Annotated in this window: 21 protein-coding genes and 1 pseudogene; 13 read left to right on the plus strand and 9 right to left on the minus strand. The window is 72.1% G+C overall.

The genetic code is table 11. From position 1 onward, the window contains the following. Window positions 1–328 precede the first annotated feature (328 nt). The 3 genes from ACWD4O_RS19205 to ACWD4O_RS19215 all read left to right on the plus strand — a co-directional run bounded on the left by ACWD4O_RS19205 (window position 329) and on the right by ACWD4O_RS19215 (window position 6,128). Window positions 329–4,201: a Pls/PosA family non-ribosomal peptide synthetase gene (locus ACWD4O_RS19205; protein WP_451281181.1), complete on the plus strand. Its 3,873-nt coding sequence runs from the start codon at window positions 329–331 to the stop codon at window positions 4,199–4,201. Between the two features lie 88 nt (window positions 4,202–4,289). Further along, on the plus strand, window positions 4,290–5,648 hold the full coding sequence (locus ACWD4O_RS19210) for a M1 family metallopeptidase (protein ID WP_451281182.1): 1,359 nt from the start codon (window positions 4,290–4,292) through the stop codon (window positions 5,646–5,648). A gap of 63 nt (window positions 5,649–5,711) precedes the next feature. After that, window positions 5,712–6,128, plus strand: a complete 417-nt coding sequence (locus ACWD4O_RS19215; RefSeq protein WP_451281184.1) for a YchJ family protein — start codon at window positions 5,712–5,714, stop codon at window positions 6,126–6,128. Between the two features lie 7 nt (window positions 6,129–6,135). Here ACWD4O_RS19215 and ACWD4O_RS19220 read toward each other — a convergent pair whose 3' ends face one another. Beyond that, window positions 6,136–6,837 (minus strand): FadR/GntR family transcriptional regulator, encoded by a 702-nt coding sequence (locus ACWD4O_RS19220; RefSeq protein ID WP_451281185.1) that lies wholly within the window; start codon window positions 6,835–6,837, stop codon window positions 6,136–6,138. A gap of 140 nt (window positions 6,838–6,977) precedes the next feature. Here ACWD4O_RS19220 and ACWD4O_RS19225 point away from each other — a divergent pair, with 140 nt between their 5' ends. Further along, window positions 6,978–7,496: a gluconokinase gene (locus ACWD4O_RS19225; RefSeq protein WP_450947767.1), complete on the plus strand. Its 519-nt coding sequence runs from the start codon at window positions 6,978–6,980 to the stop codon at window positions 7,494–7,496. Between the two features lie 70 nt (window positions 7,497–7,566). Continuing rightward, window positions 7,567–8,964, plus strand: coding sequence for a GntP family permease (locus ACWD4O_RS19230; RefSeq protein WP_451281187.1), 1,398 nt, complete (start codon window positions 7,567–7,569; stop codon window positions 8,962–8,964). Between the two features lie 67 nt (window positions 8,965–9,031). On the opposite strand, the gene ACWD4O_RS19235 is transcribed toward ACWD4O_RS19230, so the two are convergent. The 3 genes from ACWD4O_RS19235 to ACWD4O_RS19245 all read right to left on the minus strand — a co-directional run bounded on the left by ACWD4O_RS19235 (window position 9,032) and on the right by ACWD4O_RS19245 (window position 11,512). Then, window positions 9,032–9,655 carry a cytochrome b/b6 domain-containing protein gene (locus tag ACWD4O_RS19235; protein WP_451281189.1) on the minus strand — a complete coding sequence of 208 codons (624 nt, stop codon included), beginning with the start codon at window positions 9,653–9,655 and terminating at the stop codon, window positions 9,032–9,034. After that, complete coding sequence (locus tag ACWD4O_RS19240; RefSeq protein ID WP_451281191.1) at window positions 9,639–10,436, minus strand: molybdopterin-dependent oxidoreductase; 798 nt, start codon at window positions 10,434–10,436, stop codon at window positions 9,639–9,641. The genes ACWD4O_RS19235 and ACWD4O_RS19240 overlap by 17 nt, the downstream gene beginning before the upstream one ends. A gap of 83 nt (window positions 10,437–10,519) precedes the next feature. Further along, window positions 10,520–11,512 (minus strand): hypothetical protein, encoded by a 993-nt coding sequence (locus ACWD4O_RS19245; protein WP_451281193.1) that lies wholly within the window; start codon window positions 11,510–11,512, stop codon window positions 10,520–10,522. Between the two features lie 317 nt (window positions 11,513–11,829). Here ACWD4O_RS19245 and ACWD4O_RS19250 point away from each other — a divergent pair, with 317 nt between their 5' ends. The 4 genes from ACWD4O_RS19250 to ACWD4O_RS19265 are packed head-to-tail and all read left to right on the plus strand — an operon-like array spanning window position 11,830 to window position 14,024. Then, a complete protein-coding gene (locus ACWD4O_RS19250) occupies window positions 11,830–12,723 on the plus strand; it encodes a DMT family transporter (protein WP_451281195.1) in 894 nt (297 codons plus the stop codon). A 59-nt stretch (window positions 12,724–12,782) separates the two neighbouring features. After that, window positions 12,783–13,301, plus strand: coding sequence for an NUDIX hydrolase (locus ACWD4O_RS19255; RefSeq protein WP_451281197.1), 519 nt, complete (start codon window positions 12,783–12,785; stop codon window positions 13,299–13,301). 10 nt (window positions 13,302–13,311) lie between these two features. After that, complete coding sequence (locus tag ACWD4O_RS19260) at window positions 13,312–13,704, plus strand: YidH family protein (protein ID WP_451281199.1); 393 nt, start codon at window positions 13,312–13,314, stop codon at window positions 13,702–13,704. Then, the gene (locus ACWD4O_RS19265) at window positions 13,701–14,024 is read left to right on the plus strand and encodes a DUF202 domain-containing protein (protein WP_451281201.1); all 324 of its coding nucleotides are present in this window, start codon (window positions 13,701–13,703) and stop codon (window positions 14,022–14,024) included. The genes ACWD4O_RS19260 and ACWD4O_RS19265 overlap by 4 nt, the downstream gene beginning before the upstream one ends. A gap of 25 nt (window positions 14,025–14,049) precedes the next feature. On the opposite strand, the gene ACWD4O_RS19270 is transcribed toward ACWD4O_RS19265, so the two are convergent. Continuing rightward, on the minus strand, window positions 14,050–14,997 hold the full coding sequence (locus ACWD4O_RS19270; protein ID WP_451281202.1) for an NADP-dependent oxidoreductase: 948 nt from the start codon (window positions 14,995–14,997) through the stop codon (window positions 14,050–14,052). Between the two features lie 117 nt (window positions 14,998–15,114). On the opposite strand from ACWD4O_RS19270, the gene ACWD4O_RS19275 reads away from it, so the two are divergent. The 3 genes from ACWD4O_RS19275 (at window position 15,115) to ACWD4O_RS19285 (ending at window position 17,842) form a co-directional block, all read left to right on the plus strand. Continuing rightward, on the plus strand, window positions 15,115–15,411 hold the full coding sequence (locus ACWD4O_RS19275) for a hypothetical protein (RefSeq protein ID WP_351914226.1): 297 nt from the start codon (window positions 15,115–15,117) through the stop codon (window positions 15,409–15,411). Window positions 15,412–15,599: 188 nt separating this feature from the next. Continuing rightward, window positions 15,600–16,622, plus strand: a complete 1,023-nt coding sequence (locus tag ACWD4O_RS19280) for a phosphotransferase family protein (protein WP_451281204.1) — start codon at window positions 15,600–15,602, stop codon at window positions 16,620–16,622. A gap of 5 nt (window positions 16,623–16,627) precedes the next feature. Further along, complete coding sequence (locus ACWD4O_RS19285) at window positions 16,628–17,842, plus strand: acyl-CoA dehydrogenase family protein (RefSeq protein WP_451281206.1); 1,215 nt, start codon at window positions 16,628–16,630, stop codon at window positions 17,840–17,842. A 73-nt stretch (window positions 17,843–17,915) separates the two neighbouring features. Here ACWD4O_RS19285 and ACWD4O_RS19290 read toward each other — a convergent pair whose 3' ends face one another. The 3 genes and pseudogenes from ACWD4O_RS19290 to ACWD4O_RS19300 form a co-directional block, all read right to left on the minus strand. Continuing rightward, window positions 17,916–18,509, minus strand: a complete 594-nt coding sequence (locus ACWD4O_RS19290) for a TetR/AcrR family transcriptional regulator (protein WP_451281207.1) — start codon at window positions 18,507–18,509, stop codon at window positions 17,916–17,918. A gap of 23 nt (window positions 18,510–18,532) precedes the next feature. Then, window positions 18,533–20,179, minus strand: a pseudogene (locus ACWD4O_RS19295) (AMP-binding protein). Further along, the gene (locus ACWD4O_RS19300; RefSeq protein WP_451281209.1) at window positions 20,176–20,940 is read right to left on the minus strand and encodes an SDR family oxidoreductase; all 765 of its coding nucleotides are present in this window, start codon (window positions 20,938–20,940) and stop codon (window positions 20,176–20,178) included. The pseudogene ACWD4O_RS19295 and the gene ACWD4O_RS19300 overlap by 4 nt, the downstream one beginning before the upstream one ends. A gap of 255 nt (window positions 20,941–21,195) precedes the next feature. On the opposite strand from ACWD4O_RS19300, the gene ACWD4O_RS19305 reads away from it, so the two are divergent. Continuing rightward, window positions 21,196–22,524 carry a serine-threonine protein kinase gene (locus ACWD4O_RS19305; protein ID WP_451281211.1) on the plus strand — a complete coding sequence of 443 codons (1,329 nt, stop codon included), beginning with the start codon at window positions 21,196–21,198 and terminating at the stop codon, window positions 22,522–22,524. Window positions 22,525–22,567: 43 nt separating this feature from the next. On the opposite strand, the gene ACWD4O_RS19310 is transcribed toward ACWD4O_RS19305, so the two are convergent. After that, window positions 22,568–25,354 (minus strand): penicillin acylase family protein, encoded by a 2,787-nt coding sequence (locus tag ACWD4O_RS19310; RefSeq protein ID WP_451281212.1) that lies wholly within the window; start codon window positions 25,352–25,354, stop codon window positions 22,568–22,570. Between the last annotated feature and the right edge of the window lie 207 nt (window positions 25,355–25,561).

A 25,561-nucleotide genomic window follows, 5' to 3' on the forward strand; every position in this document is an offset into this window, starting at 1 on the left:
CGCGGTAGGAGCGAAGAGCGAAGAGCCATGTGATTACTGGTCGAGGTAGGGTGATGGTGGCACGCCAAAACGGACATCCGGACGACTGGGAGGCTGTTCCCACCGATGTGGGGCAAGTCTCGCGGGCTCGCGAACCACCCAGGTCAGAGCGTTGCCGATGATCAATTCCGTACACCCGGACGGCCGTCCCGAGTGGCCGGGCCGAGCGGGCGAGCCTAGCGTCGTACTAAAATTTCCGGCTTGTTACGGCGTTGGACCGGACAACCCCAGGCAGACCTGCGGGCCCGCCGGCGCCCCGGAGGCTTCCGGGATCGAGACGCGAGGACCGATGGCAGCCATTCACGAGAGCAGTGCTCTCGGCCTGCTCGACGAAGAAATCCGCGTACAACTCGGCGACACCGCACGCTTCTCCGGTGGCCCCGCCGCCTCTCCCCGCACCCTCGTCGACATCTTCGACGCGGCCGTGCGTTCGTTCCCGGACGAGCTCGCCCTGGACGACGGCAGCACGCCCCTCACCTACCGGGCCCTGGCCGTCGAGGTGGAGCGCCTCCGGCGCCGGTTCGCCGCCGCCGGGGTCGGACTCGGCGACCGGGTGGGCGTGCGCGTGCCGTCCGGCACCAACGACCTCTACGTGGCGATCCTGGCCGTCCTCGCCGTCGGCGCGGCCTACGTCCCGGTGGACGCCGAGGACCCCGACGAGCGGGCCGAGCTGGTGTTCGGCGAGGCGGACGTACGGGCCGTCGTGGGCGCCGGGCACGAGATCACCGTCCATGACAGCTCCGCGGACGCGGCTGGCGCCGGGCGGCCCGGCACCGAGCACGACGCCTGGATCATCTTCACCTCCGGCTCCACCGGCAAGCCCAAGGGCGTCGCCGTGACCCACCGCAGCGCCGCCGCGTTCGTGGACGCCGAGGCCGCGCTGTTCCTCACCGAGGAGCCGATCGGACCCGGCGACCGGGTCATGGCCGGTCTCTCGGTGGCCTTCGACGCCTCCTGCGAGGAGATGTGGCTGGCCTGGCGGTACGGGGCCTGTCTGGTGCCCGTGCCCCGGTCGCAGGTCAGGAGCGGCGCCGACCTCGGGCCCTGGCTGGTCGAGCAGGAGATCACGGTCGTCTCGACCGTGCCGACGCTGGCCGCGCTCTGGGAGCCCGAGGCCCTCAACGAGGTGCGGCTGCTGATCTTCGGCGGCGAGGCCTGTCCGCCCGAGCTGGTGCAGCGGCTGGTGACGGAGGGCCGGGAGGTCTGGAACACGTACGGGCCGACCGAGGCCACCGTGGTCGCCTGCGCCTCCCTGATGTCGGGCGAGGAGCCGATCCGGATCGGGCTGCCGCTCCGGGGCTGGGAACTGGCCGTCGTGGACGAGGCCGGCGAGCCGGTGCCGATGGGCGCCAGCGGGCAGCTGGTGATCGGCGGGGTCGGACTGGCGCGGTATCTCGACGCCGAGAAGGACGCGGAGAAGTACGCGCCGCTGGAGTCGCTGGGCTGGGAGCGGGCCTACCGCAGCGGTGACCTGGTGCGCGCCGACGCCGAGGGGCTCGTCTTCCTCGGACGGGCCGACGAGCAGATCAAGCTCGGCGGGCGGCGGATCGAGCTGGGCGAGGTGGACTCGGCGCTGCAGGCGCTGCCGGGCGTCGCGGGGGCCGCGGCCGCCGTGCGGACCGCGCGCAGCGGCAACCAGCTCCTCGTCGGGTACGTCGTCACGCAGGACGGCTGGGACCAGGCGGCGGCCGTGGAGCGGCTGCGCGCCGAGCTGCCCGCCGCCCTGGTGCCGCTGCTCGCGCCCGTCGAGGACCTGCCGACCCGGACGTCCGGGAAGGTCGACCGCAATGCGCTGCCCTGGCCCCTGGAGGGCCTGGAGACGGCCGGCCCGGCCGAGCAGCTCTACGGCACCGAGGCATGGCTGGCCGAGCAGTGGACGGAAGTCCTCGGCATCCCCGTCGGCAGTGCCCGCGACGACTTCTTCGCGATCGGCGGCAGCAGTCTCGCCGCCGCCCAGCTGACGACGCGGCTGCGCACCCGCTACCCGAGCGCGGCCGTCCTCGACATCTATCAGCAGCCCACCCTGCGCAAGCTGGCCCGGCACCTGGAGGAGTCCGCGCAGGGCGACGGTTCCGCCCGGGTCATCGCCCCGGTGCCGACGCGCGCCAAGGCGATCCAGCTCCTGCTGCTCCTGCCGCTGTTCACGCTGCGCGGGGTGCGCTGGACCGTGCCGCTGGCCCTGATCGGGAACCTGCTGCCCGGATACGCCTGGCTGCCGACCGCCCCCTGGTGGCTGATCGTGGCCGGGCTCCTGCTGCTCTTCAGCCCGCCCGGCCGGCTCGCGATCGCCGCGGGCGGGGCGCGGCTGCTGCTGCGTGACGTCCAGCCCGGCCGGTACCCGCGCGGTGGCAGCGTCCATCTGCGGCTGTGGACGGCGGAGCGGCTGGCCGAGTTCATCGGGGCGACCTCGCTGACCGGAGCCTGGCTGGAGCGGTACGCGCGGGCCCTGGGCGCCAAGGTCGGGCCGGACGTGGACCTGCACTCGCTGCCGCCGGTGACCGGCATGCTGAAGCTGGGCCGGGGTGCGGCCGTGGAGTCCGAGGTGGACCTGTCCGGCCACTGGCTGGACGGCGACCGGCTGGAGATCGGCGCGGTCAAGGTCGGCGCGCACGCGGTCGTCGGCACGCGCAGCATGCTCTTCCCGGGCGCGCGGGTCGGCAAGCGGGCCGAGGTGGCGCCCGGTTCGGCCGTCACCGGCCAGATTCCCACCGGTCAGCGGTGGGCGGGCGCGCCCGCGGTCAAGCTGGGCAAGGCCAAGCGCAACTGGCCCAAGGAGCGGCCGGCGCGGGGCACGTACTGGCGGGTGATGTACGGCCTGACCGGTTTCGCGCTGACCTCGCTGCCGGTGCTGGCGGCCGGGGCGGCGCTGCTGGTGGCGAGCCTGTTCGTGGCGTCCGGCGACGGGCTCGGCGAGGCCCTTCGGGGCGCCGCGCTCGCCCTGGTCCCGGCCACGCTGGCCTTCGGGCTGGCGTACGCCGTGGTGCTGCTGGTCGCCGTACGGCTGCTGAGCATCGGCCTGCGCGAGGGCACGCATCCCACGCACAGCCGGATCGGCTGGCAGGCCTGGACCGTGACGCAGCTGATGGACCGCTCGCGCGAGACCCTGTTCCCGCTGTACGCCGGGCTGGTCACGCCGGTGTGGCTGCGGCTGCTCGGGATGCGGATCGGCAAGGGCGCCGAGGTCTCCACGGTCCTCGCGCTGCCCAGCCTGACCACGGTCGGCGAGGGCGCGTTCCTCGCCGACGACACGCTGACCGCGCCGTACGAGCTCGGTGGCGGCTGGGTGCGGATCGGGCGCGCGGAGATCGGGCGGCGGGCCTTCCTCGGCAACTCGGGGATGACCGCGCCGGGGCGCAGCGTGCCGGACGGCGGCCTGGTGGGCGTGCTGTCGGCGACGCCGAAGAAGGCGAAGAAGGGCAGCTCGTATCTGGGGCTGCCGCCGGTCAGGCTGCCGCGGAACACGACCGACGGCGACCAGAGCCGGACGTACGAGCCGCCCGCGCGGCTGCTGTGGGCGCGCGCCCTGGTGGAGCTGTGCCGGATCGTGCCGGTGTTCTGCTCGGCGGGGCTGGCCGTGCTGACGGTGGCGGCGCTGTGCGCGCTGGGCGCCTGGGCGCCGCTGCTGTCCGGGCTGGTGCTGCTCGGCGCCGGAGTCGCGGCGGCGCTGCTGTCCGTCGTGGCGAAGTGGCTGCTCGTGGGCCGGCACCGCAGCGGTGAGCACCCGCTGTGGAGCGGGTTCGTGTGGCGCAACGAGCTGGCGGACACGTTCGTCGAGGTGGTCGCGGTGCCGTGGCTGGCGGGCGCTGTGCCGGGCACGCCGGTGATGACGGCGTGGCTGCGCGCGCTCGGTGCGCGGATCGGCGCGGGCGTGTGGGCGGAGAGCTATTGGCTTCCTGAGTCGGACCTGGTGACACTGGGGGACGGGGCCACGGTCAACCGGGGCTGTGTGCTTCAGACTCACCTCTTCCACGACCGGATCTTGCGGACGGATACTGTGGTCCTCCGTGAGGGCGCAACGCTGGGTCCTGGCGGGATCGTGCTGCCCGGCAGCACGATCGGGGCCCGTACGACCCTGGGCCCCGCGTCGCTCGTCATGGCCGCGGAGTCCGTCCCGGACGACACCCGCTGGCTCGGCAACCCGATCGAGGCATGGCGTCCCTGAGAGCGGGCCGCTGGGAGCCGGCGGGCGGGGCAGCAGGCGGGGCCCGGCGGCGGGTGGTTCGAGTACAGGTCAGGGAGCGGACGGGGTAGTGGCAGTTCAGCAGACGGTCGGGCCGGATCCGTACTTCCCGGCCAACGGTGACTCCCGGTACCGGGTGCACCGCTACGAGCTCACGCTGGACTATCGGCCCGGTCCGAACCGGCTGTCGGGCGCGGCGCGGATCAATGCGATCGCGGGGCGTTCGCCGCTGAGCGAGTTCCAGCTGAACCTGGCCGACTTCAAGATCGGCCGGGTTCGGGTGGACGGCCGGCAGACGCACTACACCCATCGCGGCGGGCGGCTGCGGATCCGTCCCGCCAAGCCGATCCGCGCCGGTGCCGCCTTCACCGTGGAGGTGCACTGGTCGGGCAATCCGAAGCCGGTGAGCAGCCCGTGGGGCGGTCTCGGCTGGGAGGAGCTGGGCGACGGGGCGCTGGTGGCGAGCCAGCCCGTCGGAGCGCCGTCCTGGTACCCGTGCAACGACCGGCCCGCGGACAAGGCGTCGTACCTGATATCGATCACGGTGCCGTCGGCGTACTCGGTGGTGGCCGGCGGCCGGATGCTGACGCGGACCACCAAGGCCTCGACGACGACCTGGGTGTACGAGCAGTCGGCGCCGACGTCGAGCTATCTGGTCGGCCTGTCGATCGGCAAGTACCAGACCGTCCTGCTGGGCGATCCGGGGCTCGGCGGCATCCCGCAGCACGGGCACATTCCGGGGCACCTGCTGGCGGAGTTCTCCCGGGACTTCGCACGGCAGCCGGGGATGATGCATCTCTTCCAACAGCTCTTCGGGCCCTACCCGTTCGACGAGTACGCGGTGGTGGTGGCGGACGAGGAGCTCGATGTCCCCGTCGAGGCACAGGGGTTGTCGCTGTTCGGCGTCAACCATGTGGACGGGGCGCGGGGTTCGGAGCGGCTCGTGGCGCACGAGCTGGCGCACCAGTGGTTCGGCAACAGCGTGTCCATCGCCGACTGGCGGCACATCTGGCTCAACGAGGGGTTCGCGAAGTACGCGGAGTGGCTGTGGTCGGAGCGGTCGGGCGGCCGAGGCGCGCAGCAACTCGCGGCGGTCGCCCACCGGTTGCTGTCCTCGCGTCCGCAGGATCTGCGGCTGGCCGACCCCGGCCGCAAGTCGATGTTCGACGACCGCCTCTACGAGCGCGGCGGTCTCACCGTCCACGCGCTGCGCTGCGCGCTGGGCGACGAGGCGTTCTTCCGCATGCTGCGGGCCTGGCTCGGGCTGCACCGGGGCGGATCGGTGACGACGTCGACGTTCGTCGCCCATGCGGCCCGCTTCGCCCCGGAACCGCTGGACGACCTGTTCGACGCCTGGGTGTACCGCACGGCCCTGCCTCCGCTGCCGGTGCTGACGCCGGCCCGCAGCGCGGGCGCGGAGTCGGCGTGACGCTCCGCTGTGACAGCGGTGATCGCGCAGTTCTCCGCGCCCCTCACGGGGCACAATGGGCCCATGGCTCGACGTACCGCTCGCCCGCTTCAGCGCACCTCCGCCGCCGTCCCGGCCGGCTGCCCTTGCGGACTGCCCGCGGCCTACGAGGCCTGCTGCGGACGGTTTCACGCGGGCGGTGACGCCGCCCCCACCGCCGAGGCTCTGATGCGTTCGCGCTACTGCGCGTTCGTGAAGGGCGATGCGGGATATCTGCTGCGGACCTGGCATCCGCGGACCCGGCCGGAGCGGCTGGAGCTCGATCCGGGGATGCGGTGGACGGGGCTGGAGATCCTCGCCACGGTCGGCGGGAGCGCGTTCCACCCGAGTGGGGTCGTGGAGTTCCGGGCGTCCTACCGGGGCGGGGCGCTGCACGAGCGCAGCAGCTTCGAGCGGGTGGACGGGGCCTGGGTGTACGTGGACGGGGAGTTCCCCGGCTGACCCGCTTTCACGGCGCCAGGATGTCCAGTTCCTTGAGCGCGCCGAGCGTGATCTCGCGGGTGAGGCTCTCGGCCCGGGCCGGGTCGCGTTCGCGGACCGCCTCCGCGACCTGGACGTGCAGGGTGACGGCGGCCGGGGCCGGGTCCTCGAACATGACCTGGTGATGGGTGCGGCCGGTCAGGACCTCCGCGACCACGTCGCCGAGACGGGCGAACATCTCGTTGCCCGAGGCGGTGAGGATCACCCGGTGGAAGGCCACGTCGTGGTCCAGGTAGCCCTGCAGCCGGTGGCCGCGTGAGTTGGCCACCATGCCGAGCGCGCACTCCGTCAGCTCCGCGCACTGCTCCGCCGTCGCGTGCTGCGCCGCCAGGCCCGCCGCGACCGGTTCGATCGCCGAGCGCAGGACGGTGAGCGAGCGCAGCTGGTGCGGGCGGTCGGCGCCGGCCAGCCGCCAGCGGATGACCTGCGGGTCGTAGACGTTCCACTCCGCCTTGGGCCGCACCGTCACGCCCACCCGGCGGCGGGACTCGACCAGGTGCATGGACTCCAGGACGCGGACCGCCTCGCGCATGACCGAGCGGGAGACGTCGAAGCGCTGGGCGAGTTCGTCGGTGCGCAGGACACTGCCCGGCGGGTACTCACCCGCGGTGATCGAGGGGCCCAGGGCGTCCAGTACTTGGCCGTGCAGACCCCGGCCCGGAGTGGTCATGCACACAGAGTACGGGGTAGATCACGGAGCCAAAAAGTCAGACTTATATGTCACAGACTCTTGAATTAGTCGTACCTAATCGGTTTCAGTGTCGTCGGCGTCCGTTGACGTCAGGTGTCGAGGAAGACAGCGAGGCAGAGATGCGTACCCCCCACGTCGTCGTGGTGATGGGCGTCGCCGGCACGGGCAAGACCACCATCGGTCCCCTGCTCGCCGCCCGGCTCGGCGTCCCCTACGCCGAGGGCGACGACTTCCACCCGCAGGCCAACATCGCCAAGATGTCGGCCGGCACCCCGCTCGACGACGACGACCGGTGGCCCTGGCTCGACGCCATCGGCGCCTGGGCGGACGGGCGCGCCGGGCTCGGCGGAGTGGTCAGCTGCTCGGCGCTGAAGCGGTCCTACCGCGACCGGCTCCGGGCCTCGGCCCCCGGTGTCGTCTTCGTGCACCTGGCGGGCGACCGTGCGCTGATCGAGGACCGCATGGCGCACCGGCAGGGTCACTTCATGCCGACGGCCCTGCTGGACTCCCAGTTCGCCACGCTCCAGCCTCTCCAGGCGGACGAGGCGGGCGTCGTCGTCGACGTCTCCGGCAGCCCGGAGGACATCGCCGGGCGGGCCATGACCGCGCTCGCCGCTCTCCCCGACGCCGCCGCGTAACTCCTGCGCTCCCCCTCTCCACCCCCGGCTCCACCTCCATCCCGAACCCCATGACCTGTAAGGGACACCCGTGACCAGACTCAGTGTCGAGGCGCTGGCAGCGGACGCCGCCGAGCCCATCACCTCGGCCGGCCACGCGCAGTTGGGCATCGCCGTTCTGGCGGGCATCGCCGTGATCGTCCTGCTCATCACCAAGTTCAAGCTGCACGCCTTCCTGGCGCTGACCATCGGCTCGCTCGCGCTCGGCGCGTTCGCCGGGGCCCCGCTCGACAAGGCCATCGCCTCCTTCACCACCGGACTCGGCGCCACGGTCGCCGGCGTGGGCGTGCTGATCGCGCTGGGCGCGATCCTCGGCAAGATGCTCGCGGACTCCGGCGGCGCCGACCAGATCGTCGACACGATCCTCTCCAAGGCGAGCGGGCGCACGATGCCGTGGGCGATGGTGCTGATCGCCTCGGTGATCGGACTGCCGCTGTTCTTCGAGGTCGGCGTGGTGCTGCTGATCCCGGTGGTGCTGATGGTCGCCAAGCGGGGCAACTACTCGCTCATGCGGATCGGCATCCCGGCGCTGGCCGGTCTGTCCGTGATGCACGGGCTGGTGCCTCCGCACCCCGGCCCGCTGGTCGCGATCGACGCCGTCGGCGCCAACCTGGGCGTCACCCTGGCGCTGGGCGTGCTCGTCGCCGTCCCGACGGTCGTCATCGCAGGCCCGCTGTTCTCGCGCTACGCCGCCCGCTGGGTCGACGTCCCGGCCCCCGACCGCATGATCCCTCAGCGCCCGTCCGAGGATCTGGAGAGGCGGCCCGGGTTCGGCGCCACGCTCGCCACCATCCTGCTGCCCGTCGCGCTGATGCTGTCCAAGGCGCTGGTCGACATCGTCGTGGACGACAAAGAGAACACCGTGCAGCGTGTCTTCGACGTCGTCGGCTCGCCCCTGATAGCCCTGCTGTCCGCCGTGCTCGTCGGCATCTTCACGCTGGGCCGGCCCGCGGGCTTCAGCAAGGAGCGGATCTCCCAGCTCGTCGACAAGGGTCTCGCGCCCATCGCGGGCATCCTGCTGATCGTCGGCGCGGGCGGCGGCTTCAAGCAGACGCTGATCGACTGCGGCGTGGGGCAGATGGTCCTGGACATCTCCGAGGACTGGTCGATCCCGGCCCTGCTGCTGGCCTGGCTGATCGCGGTGGCGATCCGGCTGGCGACCGGTTCGGCGACCGTGGCGACGATCTCGGCGGCCGGCCTGGTCGCGCCGCTCGCGGCCGACATGTCGACCACGCACACCGCCCTGCTGGTCCTGGCCATCGGCGCCGGCTCGCTCTTCTTCAGCCATGTCAACGACGCCGGGTTCTGGCTGGTGAAGGAGTACTTCGGCCTCAGCGTCGGCCAGAACATCAAGACCTGGTCGGTGATGGAGACCATCATCTCGGTGGTCGCCGGCGGTCTGGTCCTGCTCCTCTCACTGGTCATATAACCGGTCTTCAACGGCCATACAGCCCGTCGCCCGGGCACCCGCCTGTGGCGTCCGTGACGGAGATCCGTCACGGACGCCACAGGCGGTGTTCGCGCTCCGCCCACTCCCGGCTCACCGTGCCCGTGCGCATGCCGCGGCGGGCCTCCGGGTCGCCGAGGGCCATCCCGATGTGCCCGGCGAGGACGACGCCGATGGTCAGCGCCAGCCAGTCGTGGACGAAGGTCGCACTGGTGCGCCACATGATCGGGGTGAGGTGGGTGAACCACATGAGCAGACCGGTGCCGAGCATCACCAGGGTCGCCCCCGCGATCCAGGCCGCGTAGACCTTCTGCCCGGCGTTGAACTTGGCCGCCGGACGCGACTCCCGTCGCTTGTCGCGGCGCAGGGCGGCCCGCAGCCAGCGGCGGTCGTGCGGACCGAAGCGGTTCAGGTGCCGCAGATCGGCGCGGAAGGCGCGGGAGGCGAGGCCCGCCAGCACCGGGACGGGCAGGGCGAGACCCGCCCACTCATGGATCCGGACCACCAGCTCGCGGCGGCCCACGAGCTGGGCGAACTCGGGGATGTAGAGGCAGGCCGCGGTCACCACGCACACGCCCATCAGGGCACCCGTGGCGCGGTGCACCCACCGTTCGGCGCGGCTGAACCGGCGGATGCCCGTGGCGGCCGGCGGCGCCTCAGCTCGTAGGCTCATCGTCCCGTCCGTTCGAACGGCCGACCCAGGCGTCGACGTCGTAGCCGCGTTCCTCCCAGTAGCCGGGCTTCACCTTCTCGGTGACGGTGATGCCGGAGAGCCACTTGGCGGACTTGTAGAAGTACATGGGGGCCACATAGAGGCGGACCGGGCCGCCGTGGTCGTGGCCGAGATCCTTGTCCTGCATGCGCAGCGCGACGAGGACGTCCGCGCGGCGCGCCTGGGCGAGGGTGAGGCTCTCGGTGTAGGCGCCGTCGAAGCAGGTGAAGCGGATCGCGCCGGCCTCGGCCCGGACGCCGGCCGCGTCGAGGAGCGCGGAGAGCCGGACGCCCTCGAAGGGCGTGCCGGGGACGCGCCAGCCGGTGACGCACTGGACGTCCTTGACCATGCGGGTCTGGGGCATGGCCCTGAGCTGGGCCAGCGTGTAGCTGCCGGGGCGGTCGACCAGGCCGTCCACGGTGAGACGGTAGTTCGAGGCGTTCTTGTGCGGGACCGACGAGGTCACCGAGTAGTAGCGGAAGCCGCCGCCGTTGGGCAGCAGACCGGTGAGGCCCGTGGGGTCCTTGTCGGCGGCGCCGGCCAGGAAGGCCTCCATGCCGCGCTGGAGCGGGGGCGCGGCGACGACGCCCAGCGCACCGAGGGCGAGCGTGCCGAGGAAGATCCGTCGGCCCACGGGCGCGCCTCGTTCGCCGGGTGCGCCGCGCTCGCCGGGCGGCTCGGGCGGCTTTGACGCCTCTGACGGTCCGGATGGCTCTGACGGTCCGGATGGTTCGGGGTTCACCTTTCCATTCGAACACTCGGGGCCCGGCGGGGCCAGGGATCCCGGGCGGCCGTCGGACTTCCGTCGCACTTCTTACCCCGCTCTCAGACCATGGGCTCCGCATCGGACCCCAGCGCACCGGCACGGGCCGCGTGGAAGGCCTGGTACGGGTCGCGGGCCGGGTAGGACCAGGGCTCGGGAGTGGCGTGCCGCCCGATGCGCCGGAAGAGGGCGGCGGCCTGGGCGCCCCGGCCCTCGCAGAACGTGGCGTGGGCGAGGAAGTTCAGGTCGAGCAGTCGGCGGGGGTGGCCGTCGCCCTCCCACTCCTCCCACTCCAGCCACCAGTCGAAGGCGGCTTTCAGCACGTCCCGGGCCCGGCCGTCCTGCCAGTGCCCGGAGGCGACGGGGTCGGCGGGCGCGAAGCCGTGCGCGGCCAGGACGCGGTAGCGCTCGGCGTGCGCGACGACCGGGAGGACGGCCAGCGGGGAGTCGGCGGGCGCCTGCTCGGCGGCCCAGGCGGCGAAGTCGTAGACCTCGTGCAGCGGGTCCGGGCCGCCGTCCGCCCGACGCTCCGCGAGCCGGGCGACCATCAGGTGGTGGGCGTGGTGGTGGTCGCGGTGCCGGGACCGGACCTCCTCGAAGATCCGCACGGCCGCCGCCCCGGCGTCCTGCTCCAGTTGGAGCAGGCCGAGCCAGGGGGTGGGGTCGGCGGGCGCGAGCGCGGCGGCCGACCGGCAGGCCGCCCGAGCCACGGCCGGGTCGTCCTTGCCGCGCAGCGCCCGGCGGACCCGGGCCAGTGCGTGCAGGACGGCGGCGTCGGCGCAGCCGGGCTCGGCGAGCAGCCATTCATGGGCCCAGGCGGCCGCGTACGGCTCCAGCGCGAGGACGGCGACCCGGTGCGCGCGGCGGTCCCAGTCGTCGCCGGTGCGGGCCAGCAGGGCGCGGACGGGCTGCCGTCGGCCCTGCACCAACGCGGTGCGCGCGACGACGAGTTGGCTGTCGTCCAGCGCCGGGTCGGGTGTGGGGGCGGGGACCGGGGCGAGGGTCGGACGGACGCGCTCGTGGGCGCGGCCGAGGGAGAGCGGGGGTGGGGGCACCGCGGGACTTCCTCATCCTCCTGGGAGGCGACTGTGACATCGGCCCGCGATCGGCCGATCACGCGCAGTCAACCCTCGGCCGACGCTCACCGTCAAGGCCCGGGTCACCGTGACAGGTGTCAACCGGCTTACGACACAGGGAAGTTGGCGACGGTCCGGCCCTGGTGGGAGCCGCTGCGGCCGCCGCTTCGAAGAACCGGTGTGGCGTATGCCATGGCGCGGCCTCGCCGGAGCCCACACCATGGCCGTAGAGGGACGCTAGAGTCGGCCACCACGCACCCCGTCCGTGGTCCGACCGGATGAGCGAGGTACGCAGCGTGTCGGTTCTGGTTCTGGTTCTCGCCGTGAGCGCCGCCTGCTGTCTGGGCTTCGGGTTCGTGCTCCAGCAGAACGCGGCCCAGAAGGCGCCGCTCGGCGACTTCCTCTCGCCGCGGCTGCTGCTCGACCTCATGAAGGTGCCGCGCTGGCTCGGCGGCATCGGCCTCATGGTGGCCGGCATGGCGCTGGGCGCGGTCGCGCTCGGCCAGGGCGAGATCTCCCTGGTGGAGCCGCTCCTGGCGACGAACCTGCTGTTCGCCCTCGCGCTCTCCCGCCACCAGACCAAGCAGCCGCTGGGCCGCCAGGGCTGGGCGGGCCTGCTGCTGCTCGCGGGCGGTGTGACCACCTTCATCGTGGCGGGCGAGCCGCGCGGCGGCAGCGCGCTCACGGATCCGCTGCGGCACTGGCTGATCATCGGCGTGATGGTCGGACTGGCCCTGCTGCTCACGACGTACGCCAAGCGCTCCCGGCTGAGCTCCGGCCCGGTCCTGCTCTCGCTGGCGGCCGGTCTGCTCTACGGCGTCCAGGACGCGCTGACCCGGGTCAGCGGGCAGCGGTTCTCCGCGGGCGGCCTCGGCGAGATGCTGACCGGCTGGCAGCCGTACGCGGTGCTCGCGCTCGGCGTGACCGGACTCGTACTGGTCCAGAGCGCCTTCGAGACGGCGCCCCTGCGGATGTCGCTGCCCGCGCTGACCGCCGCCCAGCCCCTCGCCGGGATCATCTGCGGCGTCGGCTTCCTGGGCGACCGGCTGCGCACCGACACCGGCGCGCTGGCCTGGGAGGCGGCGGGGCTGGCGGCGATCGTCGCGGGCATCGTGCTCCTCGGACTCCACCCGGCGATGCCGCGGGGCACGGCGCCGCGCGAACGCGTGCCGGACCTCCAGCCCCAGTAGCGGCCTGCCCGACCAGCCTGCCCGACCAGTCGGCCCGGACGGCCTGCTTGGATGGGGTCATGAGCGCTGCTGACGAGATCCTCGACATCGTCGACGAGCACGACCGGGTGGTCGGACGGCTCCCGCGCGGGCAGGCGTACGCCGAGGGCCTGCGCCACCGCTGCGTCTTCGTCCGGGCCAGGGACGCCGAGGGCCGGATCTTCGTCCACCGCCGCACCCCGACCAAGCTGGTCTTCCCCTCCCTGTACGACATGTTCGTCGGCGGGGTGGTCGGCGCGGGCGAGAGCTACGACGACGCCGCCCTGCGCGAGGCCGAGGAGGAGCTGGGCGTGAGCGGTCTGCCCCGCCCGGAGTTCGTCCTCAAGTTCCGCTACGACGGCCCCGCCGGGAGCTGGTGGTCGGCCGTCTACGAGGTCCGCTGCGAACTGCCGGTGAACCCCCAGGCGGAGGAGGTGGCCTGGCACGACTTCCTCCCGGACGAGGAGCTCGAACGGCGGCTGCCGGAGTGGGAGTGGGTGCCGGACGGGCTGGCCGCGTACGAGCGGCTGCGGGAGTTCCGGGCCCGGGGCGACGGGTAGGGTCCTGCGGGTGATCGAGTTGGTACGGAACGTCCGGTTGTGGTTCGCGCCCGCGCAGGTGCGGGAGGGGGGCACCACACCCGACTACCGGTTCTCGCTGGCGAACGAGCGCACGTTCCTGGCCTGGCTGCGCACCGCGCTCGCGCTGATCGGCGGGGGCTTCGCGGTGGACCAGTTCCTGCCGGACCTGCGCTGGGGCTGGCGGGTCGGGCTCGCGCTCGCCCTGCTCGCGGCGGGCGTGCTGTGCTCGCTGCGCGCGGTGAACCACTGGGTGCGCTGCGAGCAGGCCATGCGCCGGGGCGAGGATCTGCCGGTGTCCCGCTTCCCGGCGCTGCTGGGCGTGCTGGTCGCGGTGGTGGCCCTGGCGATGGCCGTCGTGGTGCTGGTGGGGTGGGAGGGATGAGCGGCGCGGCGCCGCCGGAGCGCGACCCCGGTCTGCAGCCCGAGCGGACCCGGCTCGCCTGGCGACGGACGACGCTGGCGGGCACCGTCGCCGCCGTGCTGGGCCTGAAGACCGCGCTGCACGGCGGCCCGTCGGCGTCCGCGATCATCGCCTGCGCGCTGGTCTGCGGCCTTTGGCTGGCCTTCCTGCTGCTGGCCCACCGGCGCATCCGCACCCTCTCCGCCACGGCGAGCCCGGCAGCCCTGACCCCACGGCACGCCACGGCGGCGGCGCTGTGCGCGGTGGCCACGGCGGTGTGCGCCGCGGCCCTCGTCGTCTAGCGGCCTCCTCCTCGGCCGGGGGACCCTACTCGGCGTTCTCGTCCGCCCAGTCGACCGTCACCACGATCTTGCCGCGGGTGCGGCCCTCCTGGTTCAGCCGGTGGGCGTCCGCCGCGCGCTCCAGCGGAAACGTGTCGGAGACGTGCACGGAGACCACGCCCTGTTCCGCGAGTTCCGCCAGCCGGGTGAGGTCCGCGGCGTCGGGCCGGACGAAGCAGTACCGGCCGCCGTAGCCGACGACCTCCCCGTCGGCGATCGACACCAGGCGTCCTTCCGGGGCCAGCAGATTGGCGGAGACCTTCAGGGTGTCGCCGCCGACCGTGTCGAAGGCCGCGTCCACACCCTCGGGGGCCAGTCCGCGCACCCGCTCGGACAGCCCCTCGCCGTAGGTCACGGGCTCGCCGCCCAGTGAGCGCACGAAGTCGTGGTTGGCCTCGCTCGCCGTGCCGATCACCCGGGCCCCCAGATGGGCGGCGAGCTGCACGGCGATGGAGCCGACGCCGCCCGCCGCCGCGTGGACGAGGACCGTCTCGCCCCGCTTCACCTGCAGGGCCTTGGTCAGCACCTGGTAGGCGGTGAGCCCGGCCAGGGGCAGGCCGGCGGCCTCCTCCCAGGTGAGGTTGCGCGGCTTGCGGGCCAGGGTGCGCACCGGGGCGGCGACGTACTCGGCGAAGGTGCCGCGCGAGAGGAAGTCCTCGCGGACGTAGCCGATGACCTCGTCGCCGACCGCGTACTCCGCGACGGACACCCCGAGCCGGACGACGACCCCCGAGACGTCCCACCCGGGAACGACCGGGAAGACCGCGTCGAGGATCGGGTCCAGATACCCCTCGCGGCACTTCCAGTCGACGGGGTTCACGGCCGCCGCCCGCACCTTGACCAGCACCGAGTCGGGACCGACCTTGGGGTCCCGGACGTCCCCGAAGCGAAGCGTCTGCGGCCCGCCGTAGCGTGAGTAGCTGATGGCCTTCATGGGTCCGACCCTCCGGGGTACCCGGACGCCACGCAAGCCGAATGACCCGTTGCGCGCAGTTCGCGTGGCAACCTGTCCGACGTCGTCACCCCCCGCAGCTTCGAAGGCGAGCACCGCATGACCACCCTGCACGTCGAACACCCCGCCCACCCGCACAGCCACGGCCCGGACTGCGGGCACACCCGGGTGAGCCACGGCGACCATGTCGACTACGCCCACGACGGACATCTGCACCGGGAGCACGGCGGCCACTGGGACGAGTGCGAGCCCGGCGGGCATGTGACCCACGACGGGCACGAGCACCGGCACGGCGCGGACTGCGGGCACCCGAGCGTGCTCCACGGCGACCACGTGGACTACCTGCACGACGGCCATCGGCACGCCGAGCACGACGGTCACTGGGACGACCACTGACGCGACTTCTGACGCGGCTGCCTACGCGGCCGAAAACCGCCTGCCGACGGCTCCCCGGGTTCGCCCCGGGGAGCCGTCGCCCTATCGTGGCCCAGATCACGTTGGACGCGACCACTGGACGACATACCGACCGGTCGGCATCATGGTGCGGAGCACTCGTCCACCCGTCCCGTCCGTAGGAGCGACGCATGAGCCCCGATCACCCGCCCGGACTCGACCTCGACCGGCTGCGCGCCCTGCTGGAACGCGAGCGCCCCGGTCTGGTCGACGGCCCCCTCACCGGCCGGCTGATCGAGGGCGGGCGCTCGAACCTCACCTACGCGGTCTCCGACGGCGAGGCGAAGTGGGTCGTCCGGCGCCCCCCGCTCGGGCACGTCCTGGCCACCGCGCACGACATGAAGCGCGAGCACCGGGTGATCAGCGCCCTGCACCCGACGAGCGTCCCGGTACCGCGCCCGGTGCTGCTGTGCGAGGACGACGAGGTGCTCGGGGCGCCCTTCTACGTGATGGAGTTCGTCGAGGGCACCCCCTACCGCACGGCCGAGGACCTCGCCCCGCTCGGCGCGCAGCGCACCCGGGACGCGGTGCTGTCGCTGGTGGACACGCTGGTGGAGCTGCACGCGGTGGACCCCGCCGGGGTGGGCCTGGCCGACTTCGGCCGTCCCGAGGGTTTCCTGGACCGGCAGCTGCGCCGGTGGGGCAAGCAGCTGGACGCCTCCCGCAGCCGCGACCTCGCCGGGATCGACGAGCTGCACGCGGCGCTCGGCCGCGCGCTGCCGCACTCCCCCGCCCCGGCGGTCGTGCACGGCGACTACCGGCTCGACAACGTCCTGATCGGCGCCGACGACAAGATCAAGGCGATCCTCGACTGGGAGATGTCGACGCTCGGCGACCCGCTGACCGACCTGGGCCTGCTGGTGATGTACAGCGTGCCGCTGGAGCTGCCGGACTCCCCCGTCTCCACGACCGCCACCGCCGTCGGACACCCGTCGGCGGCCGAGCTGATCGAGCGCTACGCGGCCCGTTCCGGGCGGGACGTCTCGGCGGTCTCCTGGTACACGGCGTTCGCCTGGTTCAAGCTCGCCGTGATCCTGGAGGGCATCCACTACCGCTACACGCTGGGCCAGACCGTCGGGCGCGGCTTCGACCGCATCGGCGATCTCGTCCCCGTCTTCATCGCGCACGGCACGACCACTCTCCAGGAAGGCTGACCGGCATGGACTTCGCGTTCGACGCCCGCACCGAGGAACTCCGCGCCAAGCTGCTCGCCTTCATGGAGGAGTACGTCTACCCGGCCGAGGCCGTCGCCGAGGAGCAGCGTGCGCTGCTGGCCTCGCCGTGGGACACCCCGGCCGTGGTGGAGGAGCTGAAGGCGGAGGCGCGCAGGCAGGGCCTGTGGAACCTCTTCCTGCCCGACGCCGAGCACGGCGCCGGCCTGACGAACCTGCAGTACGCGCCGCTGGCCGAGATCACCGGCCGCTCCCCGCACCTGGCGCCGACGGCCCTGAACTGCGCCGCGCCGGACACCGGGAACATGGAAGTGCTCGCGCAGTTCGGCGACGAGCGGCAGCAGAAGCAGTGGCTGGAGCCGCTCCTCGCCGGTGAGATCCGCTCGGCGTTCGCGATGACCGAGCCGGACGTGGCCTCCTCCGACGCCACCAACATCACCACGCACATCGAGCGGGACGGCGACGAGTACGTCGTCACGGGCCGCAAGTGGTACATCTCCGGGGCGATGAACCCGGACTGCCGGATCTTCATCGTGATGGGCAAGACGGACCCGGACGGCGCCGACCCGCGCCGCCAGCAGTCCATGATCCTGGTCCCGCGCGACACGCCCGGTGTCACCGTCAAGCGCGCCATGAAGGTCTTCGGGTACGAGGACCACTCCCACGGCGGCCACGCCGAGGTGCTCTTCGACCACGCGCGTGTGCCGGTGACGAACCTGGTCGGCGAGGAGGGCGGCGGCTTCGCCATCGCCCAGGCCCGGCTCGGCCCCGGCCGCATCCACCACTGCATGCGGCTGATCGGCATGGCGGAGCGGGCGATCGAGCTGATGTGCCGGCGGGCCGTCTCCCGGGACGCCTTCGGCAAGTCGCTGGCGCAGCAGGGCGTGGTCCACAACTGGATCGCGGACGCGCGCGTGACGGTCGAACAGCTGCGGCTGCTGGTGCTGAAGACCGCCTGGATGATGGACACCGTCGGCAACCGGGGCGCCCACACCGAGATCCAGGCCATCAAGATCGCGACGCCCCGCGCGGTCGTCGACATCATCGACCGCGCGATCCAGTTGCACGGCGCGGGCGGCGTCAGCCAGGACTTCCCGCTGGCCGAGCTGTACGCAAGCGCGCGCACCCTGATGATCGCCGACGGCCCGGACGAGGTGCATCAGCGGTCGCTGGCGCGGCGGGAGCTGAAGAAGTACCTGTAGGGGCATGGCATGCGGTAAGGGGCGGTCGCCATGGGCGACCGCCCCTTACCGCTGCACGCATGGACGCACGCCGCTACGGACGCAGCGCCCGCAGCAGCAGGTCGGCCAGGTGGTCGGCGACCTCCTGGGGGCTCATCGGCCCGCCCGGCCGGTACCAGGTCGACAGGTGGTGCACGGACCCGAAGTGGTAGTCCACGACCAGGTCGGCCGGGGTCGCCGTGGAGAAGACACCGGCCTCCTGGCCCTCCTCGACGAGCGCGCGGAACCGTTCGTGATAGCGCCGCCGCTCGGCTCGCACCTGCTTGTTCTTCTCCGGGCTCAGATGGTGCATCGACCGGAAGAAGATCATCGCGTCGTCGAGGTTCTCGATCGTCGTGACGACCACGTCCGCCGCCGCGCCCCGCAGCCGCTTCTCGATCGGCTCGTCGGCGTTCGCGAAGGCGTCCAGGCGCTCCTGCTGGACGCGCAGCACGCGCGCGTACACCTCGTGCAGCAGGTCGTCCTTGGAGCCGAAGTAGTGGTACAGCGCCCCCTTGGTGACGCCGGCCGCCTCCACGATCTCCTGCACCGAGGTGCGGTCGTAGCCCTGCTCGGCGAAGAGCCGGGTGGCCGCGGCCAGCAGCCGCTGCGGCACGGGGGTCCCGTCGCCGTCCGTCGTCCTGGGCACTGCCGCCACCTCTCGCATCGTCTCTACCGGCTGTCGTGCGCGCGGGAACGCAGTTCCCGACGGAGGATCTTCCCACTCGCCGTCTTGGGCAGGTCGGGCAGGATCTCCACCTGACGCGGATACTTGTAGGCCGCCAGTCTGTCCTTGCAGTAGGCGGCGAGCGTATCGGCATCCGCGTCGGAGCCGGGGCGCAGGCTGATGTACGCCTTGACGGTCTCCCCGCGATAGCCGTCCGGCACCCCGACCACGGCCGCCTCGCGCACCGCCGGGTGGGTGTACAGCACGTCCTCGACCTCACGCGGCCAGACCTTGCCCCTCCTTCTGGGGGACACCCCCAGACCCCCGGCGGACGCGTTGATCATGTCCTTCTTGCGGTCGACGACGTACAGCCGACCGGACCGCCGCCGGTAGCCGAGGCCGACGGGCCCACGTACGACGATCTCACTCGGCTCGCCGAACGGGACCTCAGCACCCTGATCACTGGTCCGTACGACCATGTCTGCCTCGGCCCCACGGCGAGGGTTCCCGACTGGGTCGACCGGTGATTCGTACTGCGGCAGGCCGGAAGCGCAGAAGGCTGCGGACTCAACGAGGTTGCAACGGTTGCCGATGTACGAGCCGGGACCGGCGCGGAACTTCTCCACCAGCACGGGCCACACGGCGGCGCGGCTCGCCGAGATCTCCGACAACAAGGAGAGGTGGTCGCGGATGCCGACAGGACGGGCATCCGACGCCCCGGAAACCGCCGACGGTCCGACCGTGAGGCCGGACCGCATTCGGCGTACGCGTCGAGAACGGGAATCCTCTCGAAGCGGTGCATCACGACTGTGCCCACACTGCTGAGGCACGCCGCGAACTGGCAGACCATGCCGGTGATTTGACCTCCTCCTCACGCCGAAGCACGAGGATTCCAACCCAGTAGGTTGAAGTTCACGGACGCTCGACCGCATACACGGTGTCGTCCCTCCGGCAGGCCCTGCCGCAACACCCCTGTTGGGGCCCGCACAAGGTACCACCGCGCCCAACTCACCCCAAACCGGCGGGCGGTGACCCGCCCGGGCGACGGCGGTGAGGTCGTCGGCGTCGGACGCCCGCTCAAGCCGTTCGAAGGCCAGCACGCGCGCGTCGCCGCGGGTCTGGAAGTCCAGCTCGCAGCCGGTGAGCACGATCCGCACCGGCGAGTCGGCCGCCGTGTCGCGCAGATACGACTCCCAGGCCCGGTCGGAGCAGATCAGCGCGGCGACCTCGCCGTCCCGCAGGACATGGGCGACCTCCCCCGACTTGTACATCGGGTTGACGGGGACGACCGTCGCGCCCGCCTTCCAGGCGCCCAGCAGGGCGACCACGAAGAGCGGGGAGTTCTGCAGCAGCACGGCGACCCGGTCGCCGGGCTCCAGGCCGCGGGCGGCGAGGTGACCGGCGACGGAGTCGCTCAGCTCGTCCACCTCGCGATAACTGAGCCGCCCGTCGAAGTAGGCCAGACAGGTGCGGTCGGGAGCCTCGGCGACAGACCTGCGGAAGGCGTGCACCAGGGAGTCGGCGGGATCGATCGGGGCGCGCTGGGCGTCGTCGAGAAGGTCCAGCCAGGGCTTGGCCGCGTAGCGGGAGGCAGGCGTGGGGCCGGACGCGGGGCCGGACGCGGGGCCGGGCGTGAGGTCGGGCGAGCTCATTCGGCGGCCTCCCACTTCTGCTGGAGGTGGTTCATGTTGGTCAGCCAGCGGTCGGGGTCGCCCGCGCGCACCTGGTAGTACCCGGCGACCTCGGGGTGCGGCAGGATCAGGAAGCGGTCCTCGGCGATGCCCTTGAACAGGGCGTCCGCCACGTCCTGCGGCTCGATCGCGGTCGGCTTGAGCACCAGGTCGCCCGCGCTGCCGGTGGCGTCCAGCATGTCGGTGCGCACGCCCTGGGGACAGATCGCGTGGACCTTGATGCCCCGGTGCCGGTAGGTCAGCGACAGCCACTCGGCGAAGGCGTACGCGCCGTGCTTGGTGACGCTGTAGGGCGCGGCGCCGATCATCGTGAGCAGCCCGGCCGCGGAGACCGTGGAGACGAACCGGCCCCGGCCGCGCTCCAGCCAGTCCGGCAGCAGCGCGTGCGCCGCACGGACATGGGCCATCACGTTGACGTCCCAGGCCTGCGCCCAGACTGCCTCCCCGGCCGCCTCCGAGCCGCCCGAGGCGACTCCGGCGTTGGCGCAGTACACGTCGACCGTGCCGCCGAGCGCCTCCCGGGCCGCCTCGACGATCGCCGAGGCGTCGCCCGGAACCGCGATGCCGCCGATCTCGTCGGCGACGGCCCGCGCCCGGTCCGCGTCCAGGTCGTTGACGACGACCCGGGCCCCCTCGGCGGCGAAGCGGCGGGCCAGCGCGGCCCCGATGCCGCCCCCCGCTCCGGTCACGACCACTCCGGCATCCTGCACGGCTTCCACCATCGGTCTCCTTCGACGCGACTGCGGCACGAATCGGCTCCGACGCCAGACTAACCGGTCGGTATGTCTGACGAAAGGGAGACGGAGCCACGGCGACACCTTAAGGCGGCGCACCGCACGCGCGGGGCCGACCGCGTTCCGGCGTGCGCGACAGGATTGTCTTTTGTACGGATGAGCCGTGACGTATGGCCAATTACGCCCGTTGGCGGGACGATGCGCGCACTTGGCGCACCGCTTCGGGGGACGAGGGGGCCTGTCATGGCGGATCCGGCGATGAGTGTGACTCCCTACTGGGAACTGACCTTCGACGCCGACGGGGACGTCGACGGCGCGCGACGGGACCGGCTGCTGACCGAGGTGAAGCGGCGCGGCGTCCGGGATCTGATCGTCTTCTCGCACGGCTGGAACAGCGACCGCTCCGGCGCGACCCGCCTCTACAGCCGCTTCTTCGCCCCGATCCCCGGTCTGGTCCCGGCGGCGAAGATCGGTTACGTCGGCGTGGTGTGGCCGTCGATGCGGTTCTCGGACGAGCCGATCCCCGACTTCCCGCGGTCCGTCGCGGCCGGGACGGCGGAGGCGATCCGGCGGCCGGCGCTCGACGAGGACACCCGGCACGCGCTGCTGGAGACCTTCCCCGGCCGGGCCACCGTGGTCGACCAGATCGCACGGATGCTGGAGCAGCGGCCGCCCGAGGAGGCCGAACTGGAGGAGTTCGGACGGCTGGTGCGGCTGCTGGTGGACGTGGTGCCGCCCGGGCCGCAGGCGCCGTTCGCGGCGGACACGCTGGCGGAAGGGGTGCCGCAGGACGAGCCGGAGATGCTCGCCGGGTCGACGGCGGCGGCCTGCGAGGAGTTCGCGGGGGCCCTGGCCGGACTCGAATCCCCTTCGGGTGTCGAGGGGTTCGGCCTTCCCAACCCGTGGGACGGGGCGCACGAGTTGCTGCGGCAGGCGACGTACTACGCGATGAAGCGGCGCGCGGGGACGGTCGGCGAGCGCGGGCTCGGGCCGTTCGTCGGCCGGCTGGCGAAGGTCGCGCCCGCCGTGCGGGTGCATCTGGTGGGGCACAGCTTCGGCGGGCGGCTGGTGGCGTTCGCGCTGCGCGGGCTGCCGGAGGGCGTGCGCACGGTGAAGTCCGTCACGCTGCTCCAAGGGGCCTTCTCGCACTACGCGTTCTCCGCGCGGCTGCCGCACGACACGCGCGCGGGCGGCGTGCTGCAGGGGCAGCAGAACCGGATCGACGGCCCTCTGGTGTGCTGCTACTCCTCCTTCGACCAGGCGCTGAGCACGATGTACCCGCTGGCCTCCCGGATGGCGGGCGACGCACAGGGGATGGTCGCGGAGTTCGGCGTCGGGAGCGTGCTGGGCGCCAAGTGGGGTGCGATGGGGCACGACGGGGTGCAGGCGGTGCCGGGTACGCGCGCGTGCACGCTCGCCGAGGCGCTGGCCGGACGACTGCCGGCCGCGGGCTGTGTGAACGTCGACGCGTCCGCGGTGGTCCGCCGCGGTGGGGCGCCGGCCGGGGCGCACAGTGACATCGTGCACCCCGAGCTGGCGCGGGTGGTGCTGGCGGCGGGCCGCATCCACTGAGGACGTCCGCTGAGGACGCGGTCCGCCGCCGTCTTTCACGGGCTCACCGGTGCGAGGTGAACTCCACCACCTGCTGGAAGGTGGGCCGGTTCTGCCAGCTGATGTTGCCGTGCTTGATGCCGCCCAGGGTGCGCTGAACGATCGAGTCGGCGCACCACTGGTTGCCGGTCGCGCACAGGTCGTCGCCCGGGTAGACCTGGGCCGCGGTCAGGCCGGCCGCCGTCTTCAGGGTGCTGATGAGGACGTCCCGGCAGCCGGTGAGGGTGCCGCCGCCGCAGTACTTCTGCGGCAGCCCGCCCTGTACCGACTCGCCGAGCACGGCCCGGATGTCCTTGTCGACATAGCTCCACCAGCCGTACTGGAAGGAGCTTCCGGCGTGCGCCCCGGTCGGGCCGTGGGCCGCGGACGGGGCCTCGTCGATGGGCAGGTTGGCGGTGAACGCGGTGTACAGGGCGGTGCCGAGGCCGGGTTCGAACTCGGCCTTGACCAGCAGCGGCCACCAGGCGTCCAGGATGCGGATCGCGTCGGCGTTGGCGTAGGTCTTCGAGCCCGCCGTGGTCTCGGTGCGTTTGCCGCCGGCCGTGAGCCAGGTCTGGAGCTTGGTCACGGCCGCGGCCGCGGTGGTGTCCGTGACCGTGGAGCTGTTGATCACCTTCAGCAGGTCCGGCAGGACGTCCTCGGCGCGCAGGTCCGCGAGCGCCGCGTCCGCCATCGCCTTCGTCAGGGACGCGCGCGTGACGCCGCCGGCCGCGACCAGCTTCTTCACCCGGTCCTCGAGCAGGTTGCCGCGGTGCACCGACCCGTCGCCCCAGGAGGCCGTCGAGTAGTCCAGGGCCTGTTTGTTGTTCCAGGAGATGTAGTAGTCCTGGTCGATGGAGTTGGGGTGCGCCGAGGCCGGCGTGTACTCGGCCGTGTTGGTGGCCGGCACCCAGTTCTTCCACTCGTACGCCGCCTGCGCCCACACCGGGAACTCGGCGTCGACGCCGCTCGCGCGCACCGGGTTGTCGCCGCTGTTGTAGTACGCGGTGTGGGTGGAGTCGGCGTAGAACCAGTTGAAGGTGTAGTTGATGTGCTGCACCGCGCTCTGGAAGGTCTGCGGGCTCTTGACGTAGTCCGGGTCGTTCAGCATCTGGAAGCCGATGATCGAGTCGGCCTCGTGCATGAACGAGGAGCGCAGGGTGGTGTAGGCGACCTTCTTGCCGCCCACGGTCGCCCGGTACTCCACGGGACCGTACTTGGTGCGGTAGACCCGCATCGTGTACGAGCCCACGGCCGTGTCGTCGGCGGTGGTCGGCTTCCAGGCGTTCTTCTGCTCCACCACGTCCATGGCCGTGCAGACGCCGCGGTACAGATAGTGGAAGTCGTCCTGGCACAGCTCGACCGCGTAGGTGTCGATGATGTCCTGGCCGGAGGTCGTGGCGCTCCACGAGTAGTCCTGGCCGCGGCCGAGCTCGACGTACATGCTCAGCCCCGCGAAGGAGGCGCCGCGGGCGCTGATGCCCGGACCCTGGATCTCCTGGAGCATGAGCAGCTGCGGGGCGAAGTAGCCGGTCTGCGGTCCGAAGACGGCGATCGGGTGACCGCTGGCCGTGGCGCTGCCGCTCACCACGAGGGCGTTGGACATGCCGCGCTTGGCCGAGCTGAGGGCGGTCGCGGTCGCCGTGGCGGAGGCGGCGCTCGCGCTCGCGTCGCCGCCGGTGCCCGTGGCGTCGTAGATCAGCGGCTCCGTGGTCACCGAGCCGGCGTCGGGCAGCGCCGCGCCCTGCGGGCTCGCGGGCTTGGCGGCGTACGGGAAGCTCTGGCCGTCGTGGACGGTGAGGACGGCCTCGGGGTCGTTGCGTTCGCGGAACGCCTCCCAGACCTGGGTGCCCTGTGTGACGCCGTACTTCTCCTGTGCGGCGAGCAGCGAGATGGCGTTGTTGACCTCTCCGCCGCCGCCGGAGCCGAAGAGCGCGCCGATGACCGAGGCCAGCGCCACCAGGTCGGTGATCTTGAAGTGATCGATGGTGCCTGCATTGGTGATTGAGTCCTTGTGGCCGGTCAGGACGTATTCACCGGGGAAGTAGCGGCCGCTGTCGGAGGCGTCGATATAGGCGTTGACGCCGGCCAGATAGGCGTTGGCGTCGGCGAGTGCCTGTTGGCCGCGGGTGCCGTTGTTCGCGACGGCGTTGTCGATCTGGGCCTGGAGGTCTGCCTCGGTGTACGGAGCGTTGCGCCAGAACTGCTGCTCAAGACCCTGGTTGGAGGGGTCGCCGCCGGCGAACGCGGTGAGCTGGCCGCGGCCGACGTGGCGGAAGACGTCCATCAGCCACAGCCGGTCCTGGGCGGCCGCATATCCGGCGCCGAACTCCGTGCCGTATCTGGTGGTACCGGTGATGTGCGGGACACCCGTCTTCTTGTCCCGGACGATCGTCACGTCCGTACGGCCGGCGGGACTGAGGGTGGAGGCGACTTGATCGGCGGAGACTCCGAACGACGCGTCGTTGAAGAACGTGTTGATCGTGGCGTTGGTGAGCGTGGAGTAGCCCTTGGCCAGGTTGGCGTAGGGGCCCAGCTGGTCCTCGGCGTGCTCGGGCTGGGTGCCGAAGGCCTGGTTGAGGAGGATCTGGGCGAGGGTCGCGTTGCCGTTCTCGCCGGGCGGCAGGATGTCGGAGCACTGTCCGCCGCAGTAGTCGTTCGCCGCCGTGACCTCGGCGGCAACCGCCGTTTGGGAAAGCGGCGACAAAAGTCCGGCAATCAGCGCGCATACGGAGGCGGTCTTCAGGAACCCGGGGAATCTGCCGGGAGTTCTCAGTCTGTCGAGAGTTGTTCGGGGGGTTCGCCGTGGCATCGGCTGCTCCTAGCGACAGGGGGGTCGGCGGAAGGTTACCGGCGGTATCCCCGGGTTTGAAGATGAACATGCGTCAAGTTTTCGGCAGGGGGAGGTCATCGGAAAATCGGATGGAGCCGAATCGCATGTCGATACGTCTATTCGACGACGTCCGTACGACGACGCCGAAGTGACCGAAGTACAGGTGCAGATGTGACGGAGGTGCAA

The organism is Streptomyces sp. NPDC002623 (genome assembly GCF_053592635.1).